Raw genomic sequence first — 23,970 nt, 5'->3', positions numbered from 1 at the left:
ATTATTAATTTTTGATTTTGAATGTTGTTATTTTGTACACAAATATTGCGGCAAATAGAAAACCAAACAAATATGCTACTGAGCTGAGCATATCGCCTCTTAAAATAAAAAAAAGAAATCCTAGTGAAATCGTGTATAAGACTGAAAAAAAATCACCTGTAACTTTTCTTTCGCCTTCCCAATATATTTTATCTGCCAATGCCGTCTGATATGCTATAAATATTAAAAATATTATAATTCCTATATATCCAAAGTTTACATAACCTTCCGCAAAATAATTAGCCGCAACATTACTAAAAAAGAAATTCAGCTTTTCTGCAGTGAAGGCTCCTGTTCCCATAGGTTTTTCAGGCCAGACAGATCTCGGTACCCAAAATAAGAATACACCAAGTAATTGTTTACCATAAGTGATTAAATCATTGGAAACCAACAATGCAAAATTTTGATAAGAATCAAAATGGGCTTCAGTAAACATCTTAAAATCTAATTTAAACTTCTCACTTCTGCTATCACCAAAATTTCGGAAAACATTTAAAAAAGGAAAAAGAAACAATAATCCTCCCACAAAAATTAATGAAAAAACATTTTTTTTCTGACAAATGAGAATAAGACCAATATAACAGGAATATACATGGCAGCCGCCGCGAAACGAGGAACAGCAGAAGGAAAACATGTTATAAGAGCTAAAAGACCTAATATTGCAAAAATAATTTTATTCTTTTCTTTAGAAACAGCATAATAAAGAAAACACATAATGGAAATAGGCCTTACAAAATTATTTACAATCAACCATTTTGTAGGACTCTCATCTACCTCAACATCCCTCATCGCATCAGCAACCAATTCTCCACCACGTACAAGCATTGGGAAAATATTAAAATTATTGGATGCAAATACTATAAAAAATGCCAACGATGATAAAGCGATTAAGATAAAAGCATTGAAAAATGTAATTTTATCCGGTACTCTAAAGCTATTGAGCCTTTCTTGTATTCTAGGTTTTCTTATTGTATTCCTGAAAAAAATATAAAAAATTTTATAAAAAATAATAATAAAAATTACTAAAATATTCATGAAAAAGTATTCCTCTTCCAGGAGTGGTCTGTAATACCAGAATTTTGAGTTGTCAAACGATTGTAATAAAGGCGCGACACCAAAGAAAAAAAGTGAGAAAAGATAGAACATTTTTTCTAATGAGTATGGTTCATCTCCTCTGGAAAAAATATTATATATAGAAATTACCTGTATAATACTGCTCGTGAAAAATACTCTATTAGAAAAATGCTCAGAATCTTTTCCTGCAAAAAACATTGCAACAATACAAATTACTGATATAAAGATCCATAAAAGCCTGTTCATAATCTATATATATTTTTTTGAACGATTATTTGTAATTCCATCAAATAATCCTTTTAAAATGGAAATAATTTTCTTTATTTTATTATCTTCCATAATAATAATTTTTATAATTCTTACAAATATATAATGTTTTAGAATATTCAATTTAAACCCAAAGCTTAAATGATGTGTATAATCTTTCCATAGTAATATATGATTTCGAACAATAAAATAAGATCTCTCAGCAGAATAGACATTTGATCTTATTCCGAAGAATTTAGATTTCTTAGGAACACCATACATCTGCAGCATATGACTATCACGGATTTTATATATATCTATTCCACTATCAATCGCTTTGAAGCTAAAATCATAATCGACACAATCTACACTGTAAATTTCATTAAATTTTTTAATTCCCGCCAAGGCTTCTTTTGAAAACATAGCTCCTGATGTAATGCAATCCTGAACTTTTATGAAATCTTCCTTATATACAGTATGCTCATTATTTATATTAGGTGAATAAATAGAACTATCATTACGTAAGGCGACAGTATGTGCAAACAATTCAAAATTCTGCCATTTACTATCCTGATCCATTGTTAATAAATGGGTGTACAATGTGTTTTTCTTAATAATTTCCGCAGCGATATTTAAAGGATAAGCTATTCCTTTATTAGTCTTATCTCCCATAAATGAAAGCTTATGAGAATATTCATTCAATAAGTTCTCTATATCTTCACACTCAGAATTTTGCCAAACAATAAGATGATCTATATTATTGATAAATTTGGATATATTGTTTAAAACATTTTTATTATCCGGGGCATACAATATTATTATTCCTAAGATGTGCATAGTAAAAATTATTTTTTGAGTGAAGCAATACTCAACAGGTTTGTTTTAATGACCTTAGGATTAAAATACTTCCAGTTTATAATGTTTATTTTTAGTTTTCTTAAGAATATAAAATACAATGAAATGATAATTATATCGACTATAATAATATTCCATGCAGCACCATAATACCCAAATTTATTACTTAAATAGAGATTTAACAGAAGTCCGACAATGGTCGTATATAGATTTATTCTGAAATATAATTTATCGAAATGATAGTTTAATAAAACCTGTACTCCCAATAAATTAGACAACCCGATTGTTAAGGGAGCAAATGATATTATCTGTAAGATTTCGATAGATTTATCAAACTTATTTCCAAAAATCAACGCAATAATTAAAGGGGAAAAGATCAATAAACAAAAAGAGGTAATAAAATAAAAATATGTAATGATCGGTACTATTTTCTTTACAATATCATTTCCGGTTTCTGCAGATTTTGAAAATGCATTTGATATAAACGGATATATAGCTGTTGATATGGGTATGAAAAGAACATTTACCACAACAAATAAAAAATTAATACTTGTTGTGAAATAACCTATTTCTTTCGTCGTAACAAAAAAACCTAAAATGATGGTATTTGTAGTGGCTCGGAATGCCCCCAAAACATTTGATATAAATATAAATCTATCGGCAAATATTAAATTAAATAATTTATTTAGAGGTTGTTTAGTCAAGCGTAAAGAAAATTTTCTTTTTGCGTGTATAAGTAAGCCAATATTAATGACAACATTAAAAATAGTAGCAAATAGAGGAATATAAAAATAATCTTGTTTTGTCCTTACAAACAGGAAAATAAGAATCATATTAATAAAGCCTCTGATTACATTTATTTTAGAAAAAAGTTTTAAATCCTGAAAACTCTGATAGATAAATTGTGGAGAAAAAACCGAAGAAAGTAAACCTAAAAACAAGATAGTACTTACCAGATAATCTTTATGGAAAACTTTTCCAAAGAAGAGGGAGATTATAAATAAAAGGCATGAAGTAATATATAAAATGCATCTGGAATATAATATCTCGGAAAATGCATTACTTACAAATTCTTTATCTTCAATATTCCTGGAAATTATCTTCGTTCCTGACAAATCAAAACTATATAATATGAACATTGTAAAATAACCAATGAAAGCAGTACTATAGTTTAAAATACCATATCCTTCAGGACCAATAATTCTTGATACATAAGGCATCGTAATTAAAGGAAAAGCTACATTCGCTATCTGGCTTATTCCCAAGGAAAAAATATTTTCGAATACTTTATTTTTGAACATCACATGTTATTAGTATCTTTAAATTTGTCTTAGCAACATATATTTCTTATTATTATCTGTCACTTGTGGAAATGCATACACTTTATTTATTTAAAATCTTTTGCCACCATTTTTTTTCTTCTGCATTATATCCGTAACCATATTTATTTCCGTAGCCTAAATAATGTTTATTTACATCATTAAGTACAAAGCCTACATTTTTAATTTTTTCTGAGTTGATATTCTTGTTCGCAAAATCTATTAAAGCTTTTTCTGTATAGCCGGATCTTGATACATATAATGTAACATCTGCCATTTCAGCAAAAAGGAAAGTGTCGGTAACTAACATCAGCGGAGCAGTATCCAAAATGATGTAATCATATTTTGGCTTAAGCTCAGCCATTAATTCATCATATCGTCCGTTAGTAAGAAGTTCCGTAGGATTAGGAGGTATGCTTCCCGAATAAATTACGTCTAAGTACGGATTAAAAGTAGAGACATGTATAATATCATCAATTTTGGTTTTCTCTTCGTACAGATACTCAGTAAGTCCCGACAATCCTTTTCTGGCAGGATTATATCTCTGAAGCTGAGGGTTTCTGATATCGGATCCAATGATAATAACTTTTTTACTTGGTGTAGCAAGAGCAAGAGCAAGATTCACAGAAACAAATGTTTTCCCTTCCCCCTTTACAGTTGAAGTTACAAAGACTACTTTCGCATCTTTTTTCTTAGCCAGCATAAAGTTCATATTGGTAATCAATATTCTGAAAGCTTCAGCTAGCGGAGTAAGATCATTTGTTTTAATAAGTTCATCCTGACCTTTTTCTAAACTCGGAATTTCTCCGATTACTGATTTACCATGAGATAAAACTTCCAAATCTTTTCTTGATTTTATCTTATCATTAAGTAATTCTTTAACATAAATAATAATAAAAGGAATAAGCAAACCTAATAATAACCCACCTAAAAGGAATACCTGTTTTCTGGGAGCAATAGGATTAGGGGTCGTATATGCATAATCTACTATTCTGGCTTTATTCGCCGTAACAGCCAAAGAGATAGCCGTTTCTTCTCTTTTCTGAAGCAGTAATAAATATAGACTTTCCTTGATTTGCTGCTGTCTTTCAATACTTCTAAACTTTTTTTCCTGTGAAGGAACTTTTGTGATTTTAGAGTTTATAGTACTTTGTTCGCCCTCATATTGGTTTTTAGCAAGCTGAAGCCCTGTGCGGTTCTTAATTAAGCTTTCCATAACCGCCCCTTTTAACGAAGAAATCTGTTTGCTAAGATCTACTACAAGAGGGTTTTGTACCGTTGCATTTTCCAGCAATCTATTTTTCTCTATAACTAATTGATTATAAGCAGATATATTTGATATTGCGGTTTCGTTATTTAGCCCTATGTTTGTAGGCAGCACCTGAGAATTGTTCTGCTTACCTATAAAGTTGATTAAAGAATTAGTTAATTCCAGCTGAGATTCCAATTCTAATTGCCTGGCTCTGGCATTTGCTGAAGTTTCAAGATTTAATTTCGCTTCGGTTTCAATATCTACAATCTTATTAGAAGTCTTAAAATTTTCCTTTTGATTTTCTACCTGGCCAAGTTCATTTGCTATAATATTGATCCGGTCATCAATAAAATCTTTTGTCTTTTTAGATTCTGAATTTTTATCGTTGATAGCCTCATTGTTATAGACCTGTATCAAACTGTTAAGAATATCTTTTGCTTTATCCGTATTTGGGTAGTTTAATGATAATCCTATTACTGTAGCATCTTTATTAACTAAATATACATTCAATAGACCTTGCCATTTATTTACAGTACTTTCCAGGGTAGAATACTCAAAATAAATTTCGCCTAAATCTCCCGTTTTTAATTTATTAAATTCACGATTGCGTTCAATTAACAAATTGGCATAAGGAAGACTAATCGTTTTATTAAAAGTTGTTTTAATTTCTTTAGGAAGTTCTTCCGAGCTTAAAGTGATATTATCTCCTTCTATTTTTATTGAAATAGGTTTTTCAGGAGTTTTTACAAATGGCTTCTCATTGATAGTATGTATGATTACCGGTGAGGTATCTTTGTACAGTTCTTTGGTTTTGAAACCGGATTTTGTATAAATTGCATTCTGTAATTCAAGTTTTCTGACAACATCATACATCATCTTTTTAGATTTGAAAATCTCAATTTCATTATCAATACTGTTCGTACCCATGCCTCCCAGTCCGGATAAGTCCTGCAATACAGCAAATTCTCCCGTAGCGGAAGATGGTGCTTTTTTTGCATCTTTAATGAGTACTGTTGATTGAATCTTATAGACAGGTGTAGCTTTTTTTATATATAAGTACACTATAACTAAAGATAAAATAGGAATTATAATGAACCATACCCAATTTCTCAGATAAGGTTTAATAGCTTCATTAATATTTATTTTTTTACCCTGTTCTTCAACTATAGAGTTATTCATTATCTAATTTTATATTTAAATCTTTTGTATCAGCATAATTCTGGAGATTCCTTTATGAGACACGGCATTAGTTATTCAAAAAAAGTATCTCTATTTTCTGATCAAAGAAACTATTACCGCAGCAGCAGTTATCGCAATAGATGCTGCCGTCAGATACAATCCTGTATTTGGATTTTGTTTTGATTGTACATCTTTTGTATTGGTAGCCGGTACGATAATCGCATCGCCCTGTTTAAGATAATAATATGGAGAGTTAATAAGATTTGCATCCAGCAGGTTTATTTTACCATGAGAAACCACTCCGTTTTCTGTTCTGATTACCAATACATCATCTCTTTTACCATACATCGTAAGATCTCCTGCCATACCTAGTGCATTCAGGATTGTACCCTGTCCGTTTGAAATAGTGTAATCTCCCTGCCTGTTTACTTCTCCAAGTATGGTAACTTTAAAATTGGCTAATCTAATGTTTACCGTTGGGTTAATAACAAACTGCTGTATTTTTTCTCTAAGATCATCTTTCAATTCCACTAAAGTCTTACCGCCAGCGTTTATAACACCTAATACAGGAAAATCGATATTACCATCAGAATCTACAATATATGTTGGGCCAGAAACATTTGTAGCACCCTGATTGGGAGTATTCCCCCCTGCTGTAGCATTACTTTGAATTACTTCTGATGATGAGTAGTTTTGGTTAAAAGGTTTTACCACAGCCATATCTTTGGCAGTGATAAGAATAACCAGCTGATCTCCTTTTTGTATTGTATTAACAGAATTTTTGGCCGAAGATTCTATCGCTACTTTTTCAATATTTTGCAAATAATTGAGATCATTTTTAGCATTAGGGTTAGTTCTGCAAGAAACTAATACTAAGGCTGATATTATAACCAATATTTTACCTTTCATCATATTTTAAAATTCTACAAATATACATTTAAATTTTTTCTATTTATCCAGTGATTCGTAAATAGAATTATTGCTCTTGAATTCCGGTACAATAATTTTTAGCAACCGGACAACTTCTACTTTATCATGCCTTAAAGAAGCTTTTGTAATCGAATTTACTAGTGCTTCTATCTCCAAAAACTCCATGGTAGGATCTTTGGAAACCATAATTTTTTCGTTATGGGTAGGCAATGTTTTTGCATCATCACTCAGAAGTTCTTCATATAATTTTTCACCAGGTCTTAATCCTGTATAAATAATTTTAATGTCTATATTAGGTTCAAAGCCTGATAATTTAATCATTCTTCGTGCTAAATCCAGAATTTTCACAGGCTCACCCATGTCGAAGACAAATATTTCACTTCCCTGTCCCATTGTTCCTGCCTGTAGTACCAGCTCACAAGCTTCAGGAATTGTCATAAAGTACCTTACAATATCAGGATGTGTAATGGTTACAGGACCGCCTGCTTCAATCTGTCTCTTAAAATGAGGTATCACCGAACCGTTGGATCCTAAAACATTTCCGAATCTTGTTGTAATAAACTTGGTTGTATTACCTTCCATATTCTGTAATGACTGTACGAATAATTCCGCGGCTCTTTTTGAAGCACCCATTACATTCGTTGGATTTACTGCCTTATCGGTAGAGATCATCACAAACCTGTTTACATGATATTTGCTCGATAATGTCGCAATAATCTTTGAACCGAAAACATTCACCAGAATTCCTTCATGAGGATTTTCTTCTACCAGCGGTACATGCTTATATGCAGCAGCGTGATAAACCATGGAAAAATTATACATCTGGAATAAAGGTTCTATCCTATTTTTATTTGAAACGTCGGCCAGCACAAATTTGAATCTGATATGAGGAAACTTCTCCTTCATTTCAAGCTCAATGTCGTAAAGAGGAGTTTCCGCTTGGTCCAGCACAACAATAAGAGAGGGATTAAATTGAGCAACCTGGCGTACAATTTCGCTCCCGATTGATCCTGCGCCTCCGGTTACGAGGATATTTTTATTAAAATGTCTTCTTTTAATTTCCTCATTTTCAATTTTAATCGGCTTCCTGTTCAGAAGATCTTCAATCTGAAGGTTACGGATAGAACCACCAAAATCACTGTCTCTGAGCTTCTGTACAGATGGAGCTTTAAATATATTGAGATCTTTTTCAAGAAATAAATTCACCCATGAATTCATTTCATCTTTAGACATCATTTCTTTTATAATGATCACTCCGTCGATCAGGAGTTCTTCTTTTGCATTTTCTTCAATTTTTTCTTTAGCAAAAATGGGTTTTCCGAGCAGATATGCTCTTTTCGAATCGGTACGCTGGGTGAGAAATCCTACTACATGATAAGGAAGACTGGGATTATCCAGAATAGCCCGTGCTATGGCAATAGACTGCTCATCTATACCTAGTACAAGAATTCTCTTCTTTAATGTACTTCTTCTGTATTCTCTTACGATATGAAAAAACTCCTTCACATAAAGCCTGAAAAGAAACAAACCCATAAAGGAAATAATAAAATACAGGATAAGATATGGATTAAGGATGAATTTTGATCCTGTGACCCAAAGAAAGATCGTATTCAAAGTTCCTACCAAAAACAGATTGCAGAAACATGAAATGAGCAACTTGAACAGATCTATAAAGGTAGAGTGCCTGATAATGCCGGCATACGTTTTAAAAATGTACATAAAAATGACATTTGAAAATATGATACCTGCAAAAACAGTGATCCTTTGTCTGTTGTAAACAAACTCACTTTGTGTAATTTTTTCTATAATGTAAGTAGATAAGAATAGGGATATTACCAAAATGATAATATCTATGATCAGAATTATCCACCTGGGCAGATATCTTACATCCGAGAGATTGACAACATTATCTCCTCCGAACATTTTCTTTCTAAAAGAGTTATACATTGTCTTTAATGGTATTCATGTGTGTGTAAAAGTATAATCTAGCATTCATAATCGAAAGCATTGATGCAAATTTAAAATAAAATTTCATCTATCATTATAATTTAAAAATAAATTTAGTTTGAAATAAAATAGAGTTCCTGTAATCTGGCCTATGATCTGTAATCATATCTTCAAGACTAGAAGAAAACCATTAGCAAAAAATATACCACATCCAATTACTTATGAGTCTAAAACATCACTTATTCTTTCGTATTCAAAACCGCGACTCATAAGATATTTTATTGTTTTTGATTTCTGTTGGTATTCTTTAAGCCCTGTTTGTTTTGAGTAGTAATCTTCATAGATTTTCCGGATCATTTTATCGTAATCATCTTCATTTATTTCGTCAAAACATTTATTAATTAATTTCTCAGGAACCTGCTTTTGTTTAAGATTAATTTTAATTTTTGTCTTCCCCCAATGTTTAATATAAAACTTCCCTCTGATATAGCTCCTGGCAAATCTTTCTTCATTCAGAAAGTTTTCCTTTAAAAGGTAAAGTATGATCTCGTCCTTTGCTTCGTCAATTAAAAGAAATTCTTTCATTTTCTGTTCTACCTCATAATGACACCTATCCTGGTACACACAATAGTTGACCAGCTTTTGTTTAATCTCATCAAAGGTAAACGACTTCTTCTCCATATCATACAAAAAAAGAATGAGCAGACGCCCATTCTTTATATTAGTTTAGATAAATTTCTTAATAGTTAAATAATGCTCTCCCTTCCATTAATTCATTTACTTTCTTTCTTACAGAAGCGATTACTTCTTCGTTTTTAATATTATCCACCACTTCAGAAATTAATCCTGCAATGGTATCCATATCATTTTCTTTTAATCCTCTTGTGGTGATGGCTGCTGTTCCCAATCTGATACCTGATGTTGTGAACGGGGACTTATCGTCAAAGGGCACCATATTTTTGTTGCATGTAATATCGGCTAGAACCAGCGCTTTTTCAGTTTCCTTACCGTTTACGCCTTTATTTCTGAGGTCAACAAGCATCAGGTGATTATCAGTTCCGCCACTTACAATATCGAAACCTCTGTTGATCATAGCTTTTGCAAGTGCCTGAGCATTAGATTTCACTTGTTTTGCATACGTTTCAAACTGACTATCGAGTGCTTCACCGAAGGCTACCGCTTTCCCGGCAATCACATGCTCTAGCGGCCCCCCTTGAATACCAGGAAAAACAGCTCCATCCAGAACCTGGCTCATCATTTTGATTTCTCCTTTAGGAGTTTTGTGACCATAAGTGTTTTCAAAATCTTTACCCATCATGATCATACCACCTCTCGGACCTCTTAAAGTCTTGTGCGTAGTAGTAGTCACTACATGGCAGTGTTCAAATGGTGAATTCAATAATCCTTTTGCTATCAAACCTGCCGGATGTGCAATATCTGCCCAAAGTGTCGCACCGATTTCATCCGCCACCTCTCTGAATTTAGCATAATCAAGATCCCTTGAATACGCTGAAAAACCGGCAATCATCATTTTTGGCTTTTCTCTTAAAGCAACCTCTCTCATCTGGTCATAATCAATAAGACCTGTCTCCTGCTGCACCCCATAAGAAACGACATCATACTGAATTCCTGAAAAATTAACCGAAGAACCATGTGTAAGGTGACCTCCCATAGAAAGATCCATCCCCATTATTTTATCACCCGGCTTCAAAACTGCAAGATAAATCGCCGCATTCGCCTGAGAACCTGAATGTGGCTGAACATTTACATAATCAACACCGAAAAGCTGTTTTGCTCTTTCGATGGCCAGTGTTTCAACCTCATCTACTACTTCGCATCCTCCGTAATATCTTTTTCCGGGATATCCTTCAGCATATTTGTTGGTAAGTACGCTCCCCACAGCTTTCATCACATTGTCAGAAACAAAATTTTCTGATGCAATCATTTCAATCCCATGGGTTTGTCTTTGTCTTTCTTTTTCAATCAGGTCGAAAATAATATCCATTTTACTTTTAGTTTTTGAAATTTTTCACCCCAAAAGTACGAAATTTCCGCCAAGATTTCAGCATGATTACCTATGATTTTTAATCTTTAAACTTATCAAATTCCTTTATAATATTTGTTTTTTGATAAAATTTTGACAATACTTTTTGATTTATTCTCTATAATTTTCAACGTTTCCCATAAGTCTTTTTACAACAAAAATTCCTCACAAATAATTGGAGGAATAATAAAATATTGATTAAAAAAACTTAAAATCCTTCTTCCGACAGTTCTTTATTAACAATAGCACCCGTGAAATTTCCTTGTGCTACCGCACTTGCCACAGCTCTCATCATCGTGGTATTATCTCCGCATGCAAATACACCTTCTACGTTTGTTTTATGAAAATGATCTATTTTAATGAAACCATGCTCAGTAAGTTCAAGCCGCAGATCTTCCGTATTAATATTCTGTTCAAAAGGGATTTTCGCATATAAAGCTTCTAACTTCCTTTCATCACCATTTTTAAATATTACCTTTTCAATCTGTCCGTTGCTGTGAACGATTTTTTGGAGTTCCTTTTCTTCAATGACGATTTTATTTTGGTTAAATTTCCTTGTTTGATCTACATTGAATGTACATTCTCCGTTGGTAAATAAAGTAAGATCTTTTGATAAATTAAATACCAGCTTTGAAAATTCAAAAGCAAGATCACCGTTGGAAAGTATTCCTGTTTTTTTGCCCTTCACTTCATAACCGTGACAGTACGGACAATGAATCACAGAAATCCCCCAACATTCTGAAAACCCTTCAATATCCGGCATTATATCTTTCACGCCGGTTGCCAGAATTATCTTTTTAGCCGTAAATTTTTCACCAGTTTCAGTTTCAACATTAAAATCAGCAGCATTTTTGGAGGTTTTTATAACAATCCCGTTAAAAAAGCTTACTGTTTCATATTTTGCGACCTGCTCTTTTGCCAGATCGGAGATTTCTTTTGGCGCCTTCCCGTCCTGAGTAATAAAATTATGGGAATGCGGAGTCTGCCTATTGCATGGTTTCCCACCATCGATGATTAAAACATTTCTTAATGATCTTCCTAAAGCCATTCCCGCAGATAATCCTGCATAGCTCCCACCTATTATGATGACATCAAAGTTATTTTTCATAAATTGTTATTTGCCGGCATTGGAATGTAAGTAATAAACCATTTGCCAGAACAAAGATAGAAAAATTTTATTTAATGCAACAATATTGCGTTAATAATTTAAAACCCAATTTTTTAAAATAAATCCATCTCATAATCAGCCTGCGTTGAATAATAAAAATCCCGGAAAAACATCCCGGGATTACCTCTAAAAAATTTATAGTGTCAGTTTACTATTTTTTTGTTTTTTCCTTTAATTCTTCTTTGTCTTTATCAGATGGGTTCCAGACTTTTACTTCAGCGTTCTTATCGATTCCTGACAGGATCTCAACATTGATACCGTCGCTGGCGCCTAACTTCACGTATGTTTTTCTGAATTTTCCGTCTTTTTGTTTTACCTCAACGAAAGGCATATCTTTACCGTTTTTCTTTTCATACTGAATCAGAGATTCATCAAGCAGCAATGCATTTTTCTTTGAACTGAGAACAATCTCACCGTTGGCAGAGAATCCGGCTCTGATGTATTCATTATTAGGATTAAAAACATCACCCTCAACAGGGAATTTAATAGTTCCGTTGTTGTCTTTCCCTTTCGGCGCAATCATCGTCAGCCTTCCGGGAAAAGTTTTGTTCTGAAGAGCACCGATTACAATATTCATATCCATTCCCTGCTTTAGTTTACCGGCCTGGGCTTCGTCTATTTCTCCTTGAAAAATCAATGAATTAAGATCTGCAATAGAACAAATAGTAGTTCCTGCGTTGAAAGAGTTAGCTTCGATCACCTGGCTTCCGACCTTTACAGGAACTTCAAGAACAGTTCCTGAAGCTTTAGAACGGATCTGCGTAGTAGCCAGCACCTGCAATTCAGGAGTGGAACCGGTTTTTGCGATCAGCAAAGACTTTTGTGCGGTCACCAATTGCTGCTGTGCATTCTTCAAAGCCTGCTGTGTAGTATAAAGCTGCTGCTGTGCATTCAAAAATTCCTGCTTAGAAGCAACTCCTTGCTTATATAGCCTTTCCTGCATTTCATACTGTTTGCGCATATTATCAACATTGAGTTTTGCATTGTTGATCTGAAGCTGCTGATTATTCACATTCTGTTGTGCATTGTTTACTTCCGCAAGATTTGGAACGATTCTCACCGTTGCGATCAGTTGCCCGGCTTCTACACGGTCGCCTTCGTCCACCAGAATTTTATCAATAATTCCTGCTATGTTTGGTTTTATTTCAATTTCCTCTTTTGGAATAATTTTTCCTGTTGCCATCACTTTGTCATCCATATTCTGAACGGTAGGTTTACGGGTAAGGAAAGCTTCGCTTTCTTTAGAATTGGATTTTACAAGATACCCGATCCCTGAGAACAGCGCCACTGCAAATAAAAGCCCCAAAACAATATAAATGGCTTTTTTCCAAGTGAATTTCTTTTTCATATGTATAGTTTATTTTATTATTTAAATAGTAAAAGTTAAAAGATTACTGTAAACTTATTCTGTTCTTAAAGCTTCAATAGGTCTTATTTTTACAGCTCTCTGTGCCGGTATCATCCCGATAACCAACCCTAAAAATACCATAACCGCCATCGCCGCAAACACATTTCCGTAATTGACCGTCGGATTATAGAACGGGAATGAATCCTGCCCCTGTGTTGCTATATTCAGAATCATCAGTACGAAAATACCGAACATAAAACCGAGGAGTCCTGACGAAAGCGTAATAACAACACTTTCAAGCAAAATTTGGTTTCTAACCTCCGAAGGCTTTGCTCCCAGCGCTCTTCTGATCCCTATTTCCTTTGTTCTTTCTTTTACGGTAATTAGAAGGATATTGGAAATAGCAATTACCCCTGCAAGAATCGTTAATGTTCCTACAATAATCGTAAGAAGCTGCATTCCTGTGAGGAAGCCCGTCAGTTTTTTAAATTCTTTTCCAAGGTTAAAACTTCCGAAAGCATTCGTATCTTCAGGAGACACTTTATTTTTAGATTTTAATTCGAGTTTTACATTCTCTTCCACTGCATTGGCGTCAACATTCGGCTTGCTTACAATGGCAAACATATCGATCTGATCTCCGACATTATACATTTTTGTATAAGTGGAAAGCGGAATAAAAACAGTCTGATCGTTTTCAAAACCACCCCCTTTTTTCACCCTGAAGACCCCTATAACATTAAAAAATATCCCTTTAATATTAATTGACTTTCCGAGCGGATTTTCATTCTTTTTAGAATCGAAAAAGTTTTTATAAATTTCTTCACCAATGACAGCTACATTTTTATTTCCTGATACATCCGCATCATTAATATATCTTCCGTAAATCAGTTTTTTTTCGGATATTTTATTTCCTACAGGATAATCTCCGGTTAATGAATACGTTCCGGTTTTACCATTTTTCGACATCGCCTCGCCCGGAGTTCCTGTGAAACTTCCTCTTGAGTTTTGAGGTGAGATATAATCGATACTTGCTATTTTTCTTTTCAGCATATCAATATCTGAGAGATGAAGGTGCATTTGTCGTCCTTTAGGGAAACCTTCATAAGGAATGGATGTATTCTGCGCCCAAAGGAAAATAGAATTGGTAGCAAACCCTGAAAATAATTTGTCGAACCCATTTTCCATACCTTTTGCCGCACCAAGCAAACTTACATATAAAAACATACCCCAGCCTACCCCAATCATGGTAAGGAATGTCCGAAGCTTATTATTCCTGAGCGAATAATAAATTTCCTGCCAAGTATCTTTTTTAAATATTATATTCATTTTTTAACTGTCAATTATCAATTCTTCGGGTCAATGGTCAATCTTTCTACAACTATAAATTCACTTGCGTTGCAAAATTCACTTTTAATTATTCTGTTCTTAATGCTTCAATAGGTTTTATTTTCGATGCTCTGTAAGCAGGAACAAATCCTGCAATCAGCCCGGAAAACACCAAAGCAATAAATGCCATGAAGATAGATCCCCAGCCCACACTTGGATCTTTTATAAAGTATTCTTCAAGGCTGTCACCGATCAGATGTAAGGCCAAAACTCCCAGTCCAACTCCCACAAAACCCGAGATTACAGTAATCACAACACTTTCCTGAACAATCAAAGCAACAATACTTCGCGGTTTTGCGCCGATTGCTTTTCTTACTCCGATCTCCTTCGTTCTTTCTTTCACGATATACACCATGATATTGCTGATTCCGATAATTCCGGCTGCCAGAGTTCCCAAACCTATAAATCCTACGATCCCCGTAAGCACCGCCATGAAAGCGAAGGTATCTTCCATATTCTGGGCATTGTTCCAGACTCTTACACCATTTTCATCACTTGGAGCAACATTCTTTCTGGCCTTTAATTTTTCTTTAATTTCGTCACCATATTTAATGGCCTGTTGTGGCGTAAGCTTATCATTATAAGCAATATAATTAATGCTCACCGTGTCGGAACCTTTTTTCATCTGCTGCAAAGTGGTGATAGGTACTGTAATATGCCTTTCATCCCAGTCGCCACCGTCATCCGAGAAAACGCCTACAACTTTAAAAATAGTTCCGTTGATATTTAATTCTTTCCCTACAGGACTTCCATTTTTAATGAGATCCCTTTGAACCATTCTTCCAATCACGGCAACATTCTGTTTTCTTTCCAGATCGGTTGGTGTAAGGTATCTGCCGTCGAGCATTTTTCTATTTTCAATGATCTTCTCTTCCGGACGTGCCCCGTTGATCTGATAATTACCACTTTCTTTGCCATATTTTACAAGTAAGTTGGCGGTATATCGGGGTGTTGAACTCCCTACTTTTTCTTTATCTATGCCGACCAGAAAATCATAATCATCGTTATTCATGGTCACAACTCTATCGGACTGAAGTCCTTTATAAGCTACGGTAGTTTTTCCTGTCACAATAGAGATCAGATTCTGTGCATCTCTCGCAAAACCTTGTGTGAAGGCATTTTGAAGCCCGGTTCCGATTCCGAAAAGAACAATGAAAATAAATAATCCCAAAGCCACGGTAAATCCGGAAAGTACCGTCCGCAATACATTACTGCGAATAGAACTGAATATTTCCTGCCAGCGATCTAGGTCGAACATAGTTTTTATTTTTTTTATGTTTTAAAAAAGTGAATTAGCATTGCTGTCAATTTTCTTCGAGTCAATCAACTTTGTTGTCAATTTTTACCATCCAAAATTTGCTTGCATAGCAAAATTGATTATTCACCATTCACTTTTTTAATCATTCCACTTAATAATATAAAAGTTGTCTTTACCAATTTTCCAATATTATCTAAATCTTCAGCTTAGCATAGTTACTTTCCATAACTATATCAAAACACGAATCCAATTCAATCACAGAACCTCTTGCTATTTCAAAATATCTTTTTCTTTCCAGTTCAGATTTTCGTGAACAACCTTCTGTGATATTTAAAACTACAGAGGTTGAAGCTCTTCTTATTTGATCTGTCAAATTGAACTTTTCACATTTCGGAAGTTGAAACAAAATTTTATAACATTCAGATCGCAATTCTCTTGCAGATTTATAAACATCAAGTTTATAATGATTCAGATTTAAAAACATTTTTATTTTTTTTCGTAGTCATTTGTATTATGTGTGTCAATTTACTGTCCTTCTAAAAACTCACTTTGCAAAGCAAAAATTGATTATCCACCATTCACTGTTACAGCACTAACTGCTTGATAAACTCATCACTTTCTATGATTCCGTCTTTCAGAATAACATTTCGTTTAGTTTGTGCAGCCACATCCGGTTCGTGAGTTACAACAATAATCGTTTTTCCTTCATTATTGATTTCCTGAAGAAGCTTCATAATGTCATGAGTCGTTTTAGAATCCAAAGCACCTGTAGGTTCATCAGCCAGAACAACTTTAGGATTTGTGATCAATGCCCTCGCAATAGCAACCCTCTGCTTCTGCCCCCCCGGAAAGCTCGTTGGGTAAATGATTAGCCCACTGCGCAAGCCCCACTTTTTCCAAATATTCCATCGCTTTACGGTCACGCTCTTTTCTCGGGACATTCTGGTAATATAACGGAAGCGCAACATTATCCAAAGCAGTTTTATACCCGATCAGGTTAAAAGACTGGAAGATAAACCCTAAAAATTTACTTCTGTATTCTGCAGCCTTCACCTCCGACAGATGCTCAATAGGAACACCATCCAGCTCATAAACACCGGAATCTTTCTCATCAAGAATCCCTATAATATTAAGGAGTGTAGATTTTCCGGATCCGGAGCTTCCCATGATCGACACAAATTCACCTTCCCCAATGGTAAGGTTTATTCCCTTGAGAACATGCAGTTTGCTTTTCCCTGTATCGTACGACTTATGTAAATCCTGAATTACTAACATTAAGTAAGATTATGTTTTACTCAATAAGTAGATATAAATTTTAATTTGTTACGAAGAATGAAAAATTCTTTAATTAAATTATTGTTTAATATTTTTTTCTTTTATTCATAATGGTTTACATCAACCCGTTTAATATCAATCTGCTTATAACATACATTTTTAAAGGATATTCACGTATAAGTCAATGCCTAAGCGGTTTTCATGTAAATGTGGAAAACTTTTAAGGTTAAAACTCAATCATTTAGTGTTTCACCCTTTTAAATACAGTTCTTGTTTTCTAACTTTGTACTTGTACATCACGAAAAATAAAGCGCATTTGAGGTTGATAATTTTCAACCGTAAGCCACAACAAATCAACCTGTTGATTATTTTTTGGACTTTATCCACATTGATCTATTATTTAATTTTTTAAGACATTCTAAAAATATGGGAATTTTTGACAAGAGAGTAAGCTATAAGCCATTTGAATACCCCGAGGTTCTTCAATTCGTGGAAGCGATTAACAAATCGTTTTGGGTACACTCGGAAGTGGATTTCACTGCAGATGTTCAGGATTTTCATTCACAGCTGGAGCCGAATGAAAAACACGCTGTAAAAAACGCGCTTCTGGCTATCGCACAGATTGAAGTATCTGTAAAAACATTCTGGGGAAATCTATACAATCACCTTCCAAAACCTGAATTTAATGGTTTGGGAGCCACTTTTGCAGAATGTGAATTCCGTCACTCTGAAGCTTATTCCCGTCTGTTGGAAGTTTTAGGCTACAACGACGAATTTTTGAATGTCATTGAAATTCCTGCCGTAAAAAAGAGAATCGAATTTTTGTCAAATGTCCTGAAACACGCCAATTCCGCAACGCCGAAAGAATATGTTTCTTCTCTTTTGTTATTCAGTATCCTGATCGAAAATGTTTCTCTTTTCTCTCAGTTTGCCATTATTCTTTCTTTTACAAGATTTAAAGGATACATGAAAAATGTTTCCAATATCATCGCCTGGACTTCCGTTGACGAGCAGATTCACGCCAACGCCGGAATCTACCTTATCAATAAAATCCGTGAAGAACAGCCTGAACTGTTGACGGATTCTGATATTGAAGATATTTATACCCTTGTTGACCAATCCGTTGAACTTGAAGGAGAAATCCTTGACTGGATCTTCGAATTGGGAGAATTAAATGTTTTTTCAAAAGAGGATTTATTAAATTTCATGAAGTACCGTGTGGACGACAGTTTAAAGAAAATCGGCATGAACACAAGATACAATGTCACTCCGGAACAATACCGTCCGATGGTCTGGTTTGAAGAGGAAGTTTTTGCCAATTCTATGGACGATTTCTTTGCTAAAAGACCTGTAGATTATACGAAACACGATAAGAGTATTACGGCGAACGATTTGTTTTAATTCATTTAATTCGGCGCGAGCGAAGCGAGCGTCAAAGCCGTTAGTATTAGCAATGTCATGCTGAGCCTGTCGAAGCATATTACAATCTTTTTAAAGAAAATATTATTAAAGCACAAAATTCCTGAGTATTAAAATCACTCAGGAATTTCGAAAATATAAACAACTATGGAAGAACAAAGCAACAATATATGGTGGCTCAATGAAGAGTCGGAGCAAATGCTTAACAGAGGTTATTTGCTAAAAGGGGAAACAGTAGAAGGCGCTATCGACAGAATTACTACGGCGGCAGCAAAAAGGTTGTATAAACCTGAGCTTCAGCCAGCTTTCAAGGAAATGATTACCAAAGGATGGATCAGTTTTTCTTCGCCGGTATGGGCCAATATGGGAACTCAGAGAGGTCTTCCTATTTCCTGTTTTAACGTTCACATTCCGGACAGCATTGAAGGAATTACCCACAAAATGGGAGAAGTTATCATGCAGACAAAAATCGGTGGCGGAACGTCAGGATATTTCGGGGAACTTCGTAACAGAGGAACTGCAGTAACCGATAACGGAAAATCTTCAGGAGCAGTTTCTTTCATGAAGCTTTTTGATACTGCCATGGACGTCGTATCTCAGGGCGGGGTGAGAAGAGGTGCTTTTGCAGCTTACCTTGATATCGACCACGGTGACATTGAAGAGTTTTTATCCATTAAAGATATCGGAAGTCCGATTCAGAACTTGTTTACAGGAATCTGCGTTCCGGATTACTGGATGCAGGACATGATTGAAGGTGATATGGAAAAACGTAAGATCTGGGCAAGAGTTCTGGAAAGCCGCCAGCAAAAAGGCCTTCCTTACATTTTCTTCACAGACAACGTTAACAGAAATAAACCGCAGGTTTACAAAGATTTAGGATTAACGGTAAATGCAAGTAATCTTTGCTCTGAAATCATGCTTCCTTCGACAATGGAAGAATCTTTCATCTGCTGTTTATCTTCCATGAATCTTGAATTGTACGACGAATGGAAAGATACGGATGCCGTAAAACTGGCCATCTATTTCCTGGATGCAGTTTTATCTGAATTTATTGATAAAACAGAAGGAAACTATTATCTTCAGGGAGCAAGAAATTTCGCGATGAGACACAGAGCCTTGGGATTGGGTGTTTTAGGATACCATTCTTACCTTCAGAAAAATATGATTCCTTTTGAAAGCTTTGAAGCAACACAATTCAATGCAAGAGCTTTCAGACGTATCAAAGAACAGGCTGAACAGGCTTCCAGAGAACTGGCAAACATTTACGGAGAACCTGAATTGCTGAAAGGATACGGACTGAGAAATACCACAACAATGGCCATTGCTCCTACAACTTCCAGCTCTGCGATTCTGGGACAAACTTCTCCGGGAATCGAGCCGTTCGCTTCTAATTATTTTAAAGCCGGCCTCGCAAAAGGAAACTTTATGCGTAAGAATAAATATCTGGCAAAATTATTAGAACAAAAAGGCCTTGATAATGAGGAAACATGGAGAACAATCATGTTGAACCACGGATCTGTACAGCATTTGAAGGAATTAACAGAAGAAGAGAAAGCAGTATTTAAAACTTTTAAAGAAATCTCTCCAATGGAAATTATTTCGCAGGCGGCACAAAGACAGCAGTATATCGATCAGGCTCAGTCACTGAACCTGCAGATTCCTTCCACAATGCCGGTAAAAGATGTCAACTATTTATACATCGAAGCATGGAAAAAAGGGGTTAAAACTCTTTATTATCAAAGAAGTTCTTCTGTTTCTAAAGAAATGATGGTCAACTTTGTTACCTGTACAGCTTGTGAAGCATAGGACTCTCAAATAGTAAACAATACATATTCACTTCAGCACGCTTTTCTGGCGTGCTTTTTTATTTTATATTTGTTAAAAGACTTAATCATTAAATATATCCAGATATGAAATTCGGACAAGTAGAAGATCCTTCAAAAATAGATTTTACGCTACCCAAAGATCACCCAAAAACAAAGGAAATTTTAAACCAAAATAAAAAAGGCCTGGAAAATATTTCCATCGGGTGTGCCAAATGGAATAAAACCGATCTCAAAGGGTTTTATCCCAAAGGGGCAAAAGATGAACTAACGTATTATGCGACTCAGTTCAATTCCATAGAGCTTAATGCAACTTTCTACGGGATGCCTACTCCTGATCAGGTTCACACGTGGAAGGAAAAGACTCCCGATAATTTTAAATTTTTTCCTAAAATCACCAATACTGTTTCCCATTTCAGGAGATTAATTGACGTCACCGAACCGGTTACTCAATTTGCGACTTCCGTAATGCAGTTTGATGAAAAATTAGGAATGGTATTTCTTCAGCTTCATGATAATTTTAAACCTAAAGATTATGACAGATTGGAAAAATTCGTTAAAGACTGGCCCAAAGAAGTCCCGCTCGCCATTGAATTAAGAAATACCGAATGGTTTACCAATGAGAATATTCTGAATACTACCTGTGAACTTTTTGAAACCTACAATGTTACCAATATTATTGTAGACACAGCAGGCAGAAGAGACATGCTGCATATGCGTCTCACAACACCGACAGCATTCATCCGATACGTGGGAGCCAATGCTGACAGTGATTATGCGAGATTGGATGATTGGATGAAGCACCTGACGAAATGGAAGAAAGAAGGCCTGCAAAATGTTTACTTCTTTGTACATCAAAATATCGAAAAAGCCTCACCTCTTCTCTCTGCTTATTTTATCAAAAAAATGAATGAAGAGTGGAAAACTGACATTCACATCCCTAAAATGGCAGTCGAAAGTACGGGAACATTATTTTAAGAACTGATAATTTTTAACTTCACTTACTTTTTAGTAGAATGATTTTAATTAAAAATAATTTTAAAAGAAAAATAATTCGCGTTTTTTAGCAGAAAAAAAATAATTGAAAAAGCCTTTTTTGTATTCTGATAATGATTAAATTAGAAAGGATGATAATCTACCGAATGTCGAACAATCTAAAAACACATTATTATGGAAAACGAAATTTGCAAAATAAACATCTCTACAAATTTTCTGAATGACGAATACACTTTTTACAACAATGAAACAATAAAAAGAGTGTATGATCACAACAGCCTGAGTTCTGATGTAACTGAATGGGTAGAGCCCAAGCAAATCAGCAAACAAAATAAAGATAAAATCATTAAAAAATGTCCCGAAGAACTCAAGGAAAAAATAATGTTGATTTTAGATTATCCTTAATTGTATCCTTTATTTTAAAACGAATTCATCGTGTCCCGGTTTAAAATCGGGACTTTGGCTATTAAGACATTTGTAAAAGCGAGGTGTTTTCAGTTTTAACAATAACAGCAATAAAGATCAGTATCAAAACTAATTATTCTTACTCTCAATCTCCTGAATCCTCTTCTTAATAAAATCCGTGGGGCGTATCCCATTGATCTCATAAAACAAATCGGAGAAGTTTTGGCGGGAAGCGATTCCGCATTCTTTGGCGAGGGTTTCGATGTTGTATTTAAGGTATTTTCTGTCTTCAAAAAGTAAATTGGTGATGTAATTGATCCTGAGCTGGCTGAGGTATTTGTTAAAATTCCCACCTTTATGTTCATTAATGACCTGGGAAAGATAGCTGGAATTTGTTCCCAGCTGTGAGGCCAGTTTACTGATGGTAAGACCTTTTTGAATAAAACCATTTTTATCTTCAAATAATTTCAGCTTTCTGAGCAGCTCTTCTACTTTTCTTTCGTGAAGATTGGTTCTTTTTTCCTCTACAGCAACAATAGGAGCTTCCGAAATATTTTGCTCTTTTGCAAATTTCTCTTCAAGTAAGATGTATTGCTGTTTGATTACTTTTGCTTTTTTCTGTTTTTTGTTAAACAGCATGATAAGTCCGATCGCCCAGATAATCAAAAGTATAATAACAACGGTTACCAGGTAATTGATTTTCTGAAGCTTATTTTTTTCATCCAGCAATGTTTTAGTATCATAATCTTTATGGATCTTCGTAGACAGATAACTGAAATCTTTCGACATGACACTGTCTGCCTTCAGCAACTGACTGGTATAATAGAGCTGCTGTGCCTGATTTTTATTCTTTTTGCTGTAGTCGATCAGGATCTCATAGTTTTCCCTAAGCTCCGGAAGAAGAAACTGATGCTTATTAAAAATCGAATCGATCTTTTTGAAGTAACCGAATGACCTTTTAGTATCCTTCAATCCAAGGTAACTTTTACCGATAAAGAAATAATTAACCGAAAGTCTCGCAAAATCCCTGCTGTTCACAATCGAAGGCAGAGACTGATTAAGATCCGATAATGCAAGTTTATAATGTTTGTCTCTATATTCAGAAATACCTTTTGACAAAAGAAAATAGGCTTTTTCCTGCGCATAATCGTTACTGTTGCCGACTTCAGAAAGTCCTTTTTCTATGGCTGCATCCACTTCCTTATTTCTCCCTAAATGCCTGTAGCATATAATCAGCTGATGAAGACTATTGAGATATCCTCTTTTATTGTTATAGATTTCATTCGGATGAAGGTTCGATTTTGATTTCTCTCTATAATGTGTAAGACATTTACCGAATAATTCAGCAGCTTCATCATAATATCCTAAATAGCTTTTCACCACGCCAATATGATACAGATTCTGGTATTTCAAATACTCATTTCTGGTATTTTTAGAGTATTCGTATGCTTTCAGATACTCATTGAGTGCCAGCTGATATTTTTTGTAATTGTAATAATATATGACTCCCTTATCAATATGGGCGGTAATAAGAAGATCTTTATCCCGGGAAAGGTTTGCTGCCCAAACCATACTGTCGGCATATTTTAATTTTTGTTCATCAAGGAAGGCGTAAAAAATACCATCTTTATATCCCTGAACCAGTTTTTCATAGTTCTTTTCCTTTTTTGCTTTATTAATATATGGCTGAATATAGAGAAATGCTTTAGCATCATTCTCTTCCATATTTTCATATTTGTTTCTGAGCTCATAATACTGACTATGCGATTCCTGAGAAAAGAATAACCCGAACCAAGCGGTACAAAATAAAAGAAATAGTTTTTTAATCACCTTAGTATCATTCATTATAAAACAACGGTCAAAATTACAAAAATTGAGCGGTTTTTCTCAAACAAGTTTGAATTATTATCAAGGATCGAATTATTTCTATTTTACAAATATAAAAACTGATAGTCAATATTTTAAATATTCTTCTCGTACGAATTATGACGTCTTTATTTATGAATA

At 34.5% G+C, this 23,970-nt stretch carries 19 protein-coding genes and 1 pseudogene; 4 read left to right on the top strand and 16 right to left on the bottom strand.

Annotated features, from left to right (window positions below; translation table 11 throughout):
- Window positions 1-4 precede the first annotated feature (4 nt).
- The 15 genes and pseudogenes from AAHI02_RS17325 to AAHI02_RS17255 form a co-directional block, all read right to left on the bottom strand.
- Window positions 5-475, bottom strand: coding sequence for a hypothetical protein (locus AAHI02_RS17325; RefSeq protein WP_346984305.1), 471 nt, complete (start codon window positions 473-475; stop codon window positions 5-7).
- Window positions 476-570: 95 nt separating this feature from the next.
- Complete coding sequence (locus AAHI02_RS17320; protein WP_346984304.1) at window positions 571-1,074, bottom strand: hypothetical protein; 504 nt, start codon at window positions 1,072-1,074, stop codon at window positions 571-573.
- A gap of 288 nt (window positions 1,075-1,362) precedes the next feature.
- Entirely contained in the window at window positions 1,363-2,196 is an 834-nt protein-coding gene (locus AAHI02_RS17315) for a hypothetical protein (RefSeq protein ID WP_346984303.1), read from the bottom strand.
- Window positions 2,197-2,204: 8 nt separating this feature from the next.
- Window positions 2,205-3,515, bottom strand: coding sequence for an oligosaccharide flippase family protein (locus AAHI02_RS17310; RefSeq protein ID WP_346984302.1), 1,311 nt, complete (start codon window positions 3,513-3,515; stop codon window positions 2,205-2,207).
- An 82-nt stretch (window positions 3,516-3,597) separates the two neighbouring features.
- Entirely contained in the window at window positions 3,598-5,964 is a 2,367-nt protein-coding gene (locus AAHI02_RS17305) for a polysaccharide biosynthesis tyrosine autokinase (RefSeq protein ID WP_346984301.1), read from the bottom strand.
- 90 nt (window positions 5,965-6,054) lie between these two features.
- Complete coding sequence (locus tag AAHI02_RS17300) at window positions 6,055-6,876, bottom strand: polysaccharide biosynthesis/export family protein (protein WP_346984300.1); 822 nt, start codon at window positions 6,874-6,876, stop codon at window positions 6,055-6,057.
- Between the two features lie 36 nt (window positions 6,877-6,912).
- Window positions 6,913-8,841 (bottom strand): nucleoside-diphosphate sugar epimerase/dehydratase, encoded by a 1,929-nt coding sequence (locus tag AAHI02_RS17295; protein WP_346984299.1) that lies wholly within the window; start codon window positions 8,839-8,841, stop codon window positions 6,913-6,915.
- Between the two features lie 219 nt (window positions 8,842-9,060).
- Window positions 9,061-9,522, bottom strand: coding sequence for a regulatory protein RecX (locus tag AAHI02_RS17290; RefSeq protein WP_346984298.1), 462 nt, complete (start codon window positions 9,520-9,522; stop codon window positions 9,061-9,063).
- A gap of 58 nt (window positions 9,523-9,580) precedes the next feature.
- Window positions 9,581-10,846: a serine hydroxymethyltransferase gene (gene glyA, locus AAHI02_RS17285; protein ID WP_346984297.1), complete on the bottom strand. Its 1,266-nt coding sequence runs from the start codon at window positions 10,844-10,846 to the stop codon at window positions 9,581-9,583.
- A gap of 247 nt (window positions 10,847-11,093) precedes the next feature.
- A complete protein-coding gene (locus AAHI02_RS17280; RefSeq protein WP_346984296.1) occupies window positions 11,094-11,993 on the bottom strand; it encodes an NAD(P)/FAD-dependent oxidoreductase in 900 nt (299 codons plus the stop codon).
- Window positions 11,994-12,204: 211 nt separating this feature from the next.
- Window positions 12,205-13,401 (bottom strand): efflux RND transporter periplasmic adaptor subunit, encoded by a 1,197-nt coding sequence (locus tag AAHI02_RS17275; protein ID WP_346984295.1) that lies wholly within the window; start codon window positions 13,399-13,401, stop codon window positions 12,205-12,207.
- A 54-nt stretch (window positions 13,402-13,455) separates the two neighbouring features.
- Window positions 13,456-14,727: an ABC transporter permease gene (locus AAHI02_RS17270; protein ID WP_346984294.1), complete on the bottom strand. Its 1,272-nt coding sequence runs from the start codon at window positions 14,725-14,727 to the stop codon at window positions 13,456-13,458.
- A gap of 88 nt (window positions 14,728-14,815) precedes the next feature.
- Entirely contained in the window at window positions 14,816-16,045 is a 1,230-nt protein-coding gene (locus AAHI02_RS17265) for an ABC transporter permease (RefSeq protein ID WP_346984293.1), read from the bottom strand.
- Window positions 16,046-16,238: 193 nt separating this feature from the next.
- Window positions 16,239-16,529 (bottom strand): four helix bundle protein, encoded by a 291-nt coding sequence (locus AAHI02_RS17260; RefSeq protein ID WP_346984292.1) that lies wholly within the window; start codon window positions 16,527-16,529, stop codon window positions 16,239-16,241.
- Window positions 16,530-16,629: 100 nt separating this feature from the next.
- Window positions 16,630-17,320, bottom strand: a pseudogene (locus AAHI02_RS17255) (ABC transporter ATP-binding protein).
- 426 nt (window positions 17,321-17,746) lie between these two features.
- On the opposite strand from AAHI02_RS17255, the gene AAHI02_RS17250 reads away from it, so the two are divergent.
- The 4 genes from AAHI02_RS17250 (at window position 17,747) to AAHI02_RS17235 (ending at window position 21,963) form a co-directional block, all read left to right on the top strand.
- Window positions 17,747-18,721, top strand: a complete 975-nt coding sequence (locus AAHI02_RS17250; protein ID WP_346984291.1) for a ribonucleotide-diphosphate reductase subunit beta — start codon at window positions 17,747-17,749, stop codon at window positions 18,719-18,721.
- 165 nt (window positions 18,722-18,886) lie between these two features.
- On the top strand, window positions 18,887-20,545 hold the full coding sequence (locus AAHI02_RS17245) for a ribonucleoside-diphosphate reductase subunit alpha (protein WP_346984290.1): 1,659 nt from the start codon (window positions 18,887-18,889) through the stop codon (window positions 20,543-20,545).
- 104 nt (window positions 20,546-20,649) lie between these two features.
- Window positions 20,650-21,540 carry a DUF72 domain-containing protein gene (locus AAHI02_RS17240; RefSeq protein ID WP_346984289.1) on the top strand — a complete coding sequence of 297 codons (891 nt, stop codon included), beginning with the start codon at window positions 20,650-20,652 and terminating at the stop codon, window positions 21,538-21,540.
- 192 nt (window positions 21,541-21,732) lie between these two features.
- A complete protein-coding gene (locus tag AAHI02_RS17235; protein WP_346984288.1) occupies window positions 21,733-21,963 on the top strand; it encodes a hypothetical protein in 231 nt (76 codons plus the stop codon).
- Window positions 21,964-22,092: 129 nt separating this feature from the next.
- Here AAHI02_RS17235 and AAHI02_RS17230 read toward each other — a convergent pair whose 3' ends face one another.
- Entirely contained in the window at window positions 22,093-23,808 is a 1,716-nt protein-coding gene (locus AAHI02_RS17230) for an AraC family transcriptional regulator (RefSeq protein WP_346984287.1), read from the bottom strand.
- Window positions 23,809-23,970 lie beyond the last annotated feature (162 nt).

This window comes from Chryseobacterium sp. POE27, from assembly GCF_039727685.1.
Taxonomy (GTDB): Bacteria; Bacteroidota; Bacteroidia; order Flavobacteriales; family Weeksellaceae; genus Chryseobacterium.
The sequence above is the reverse complement of the archived record's forward strand: the minus strand, read 5'-3'. Positions and strand labels throughout refer to the sequence as shown.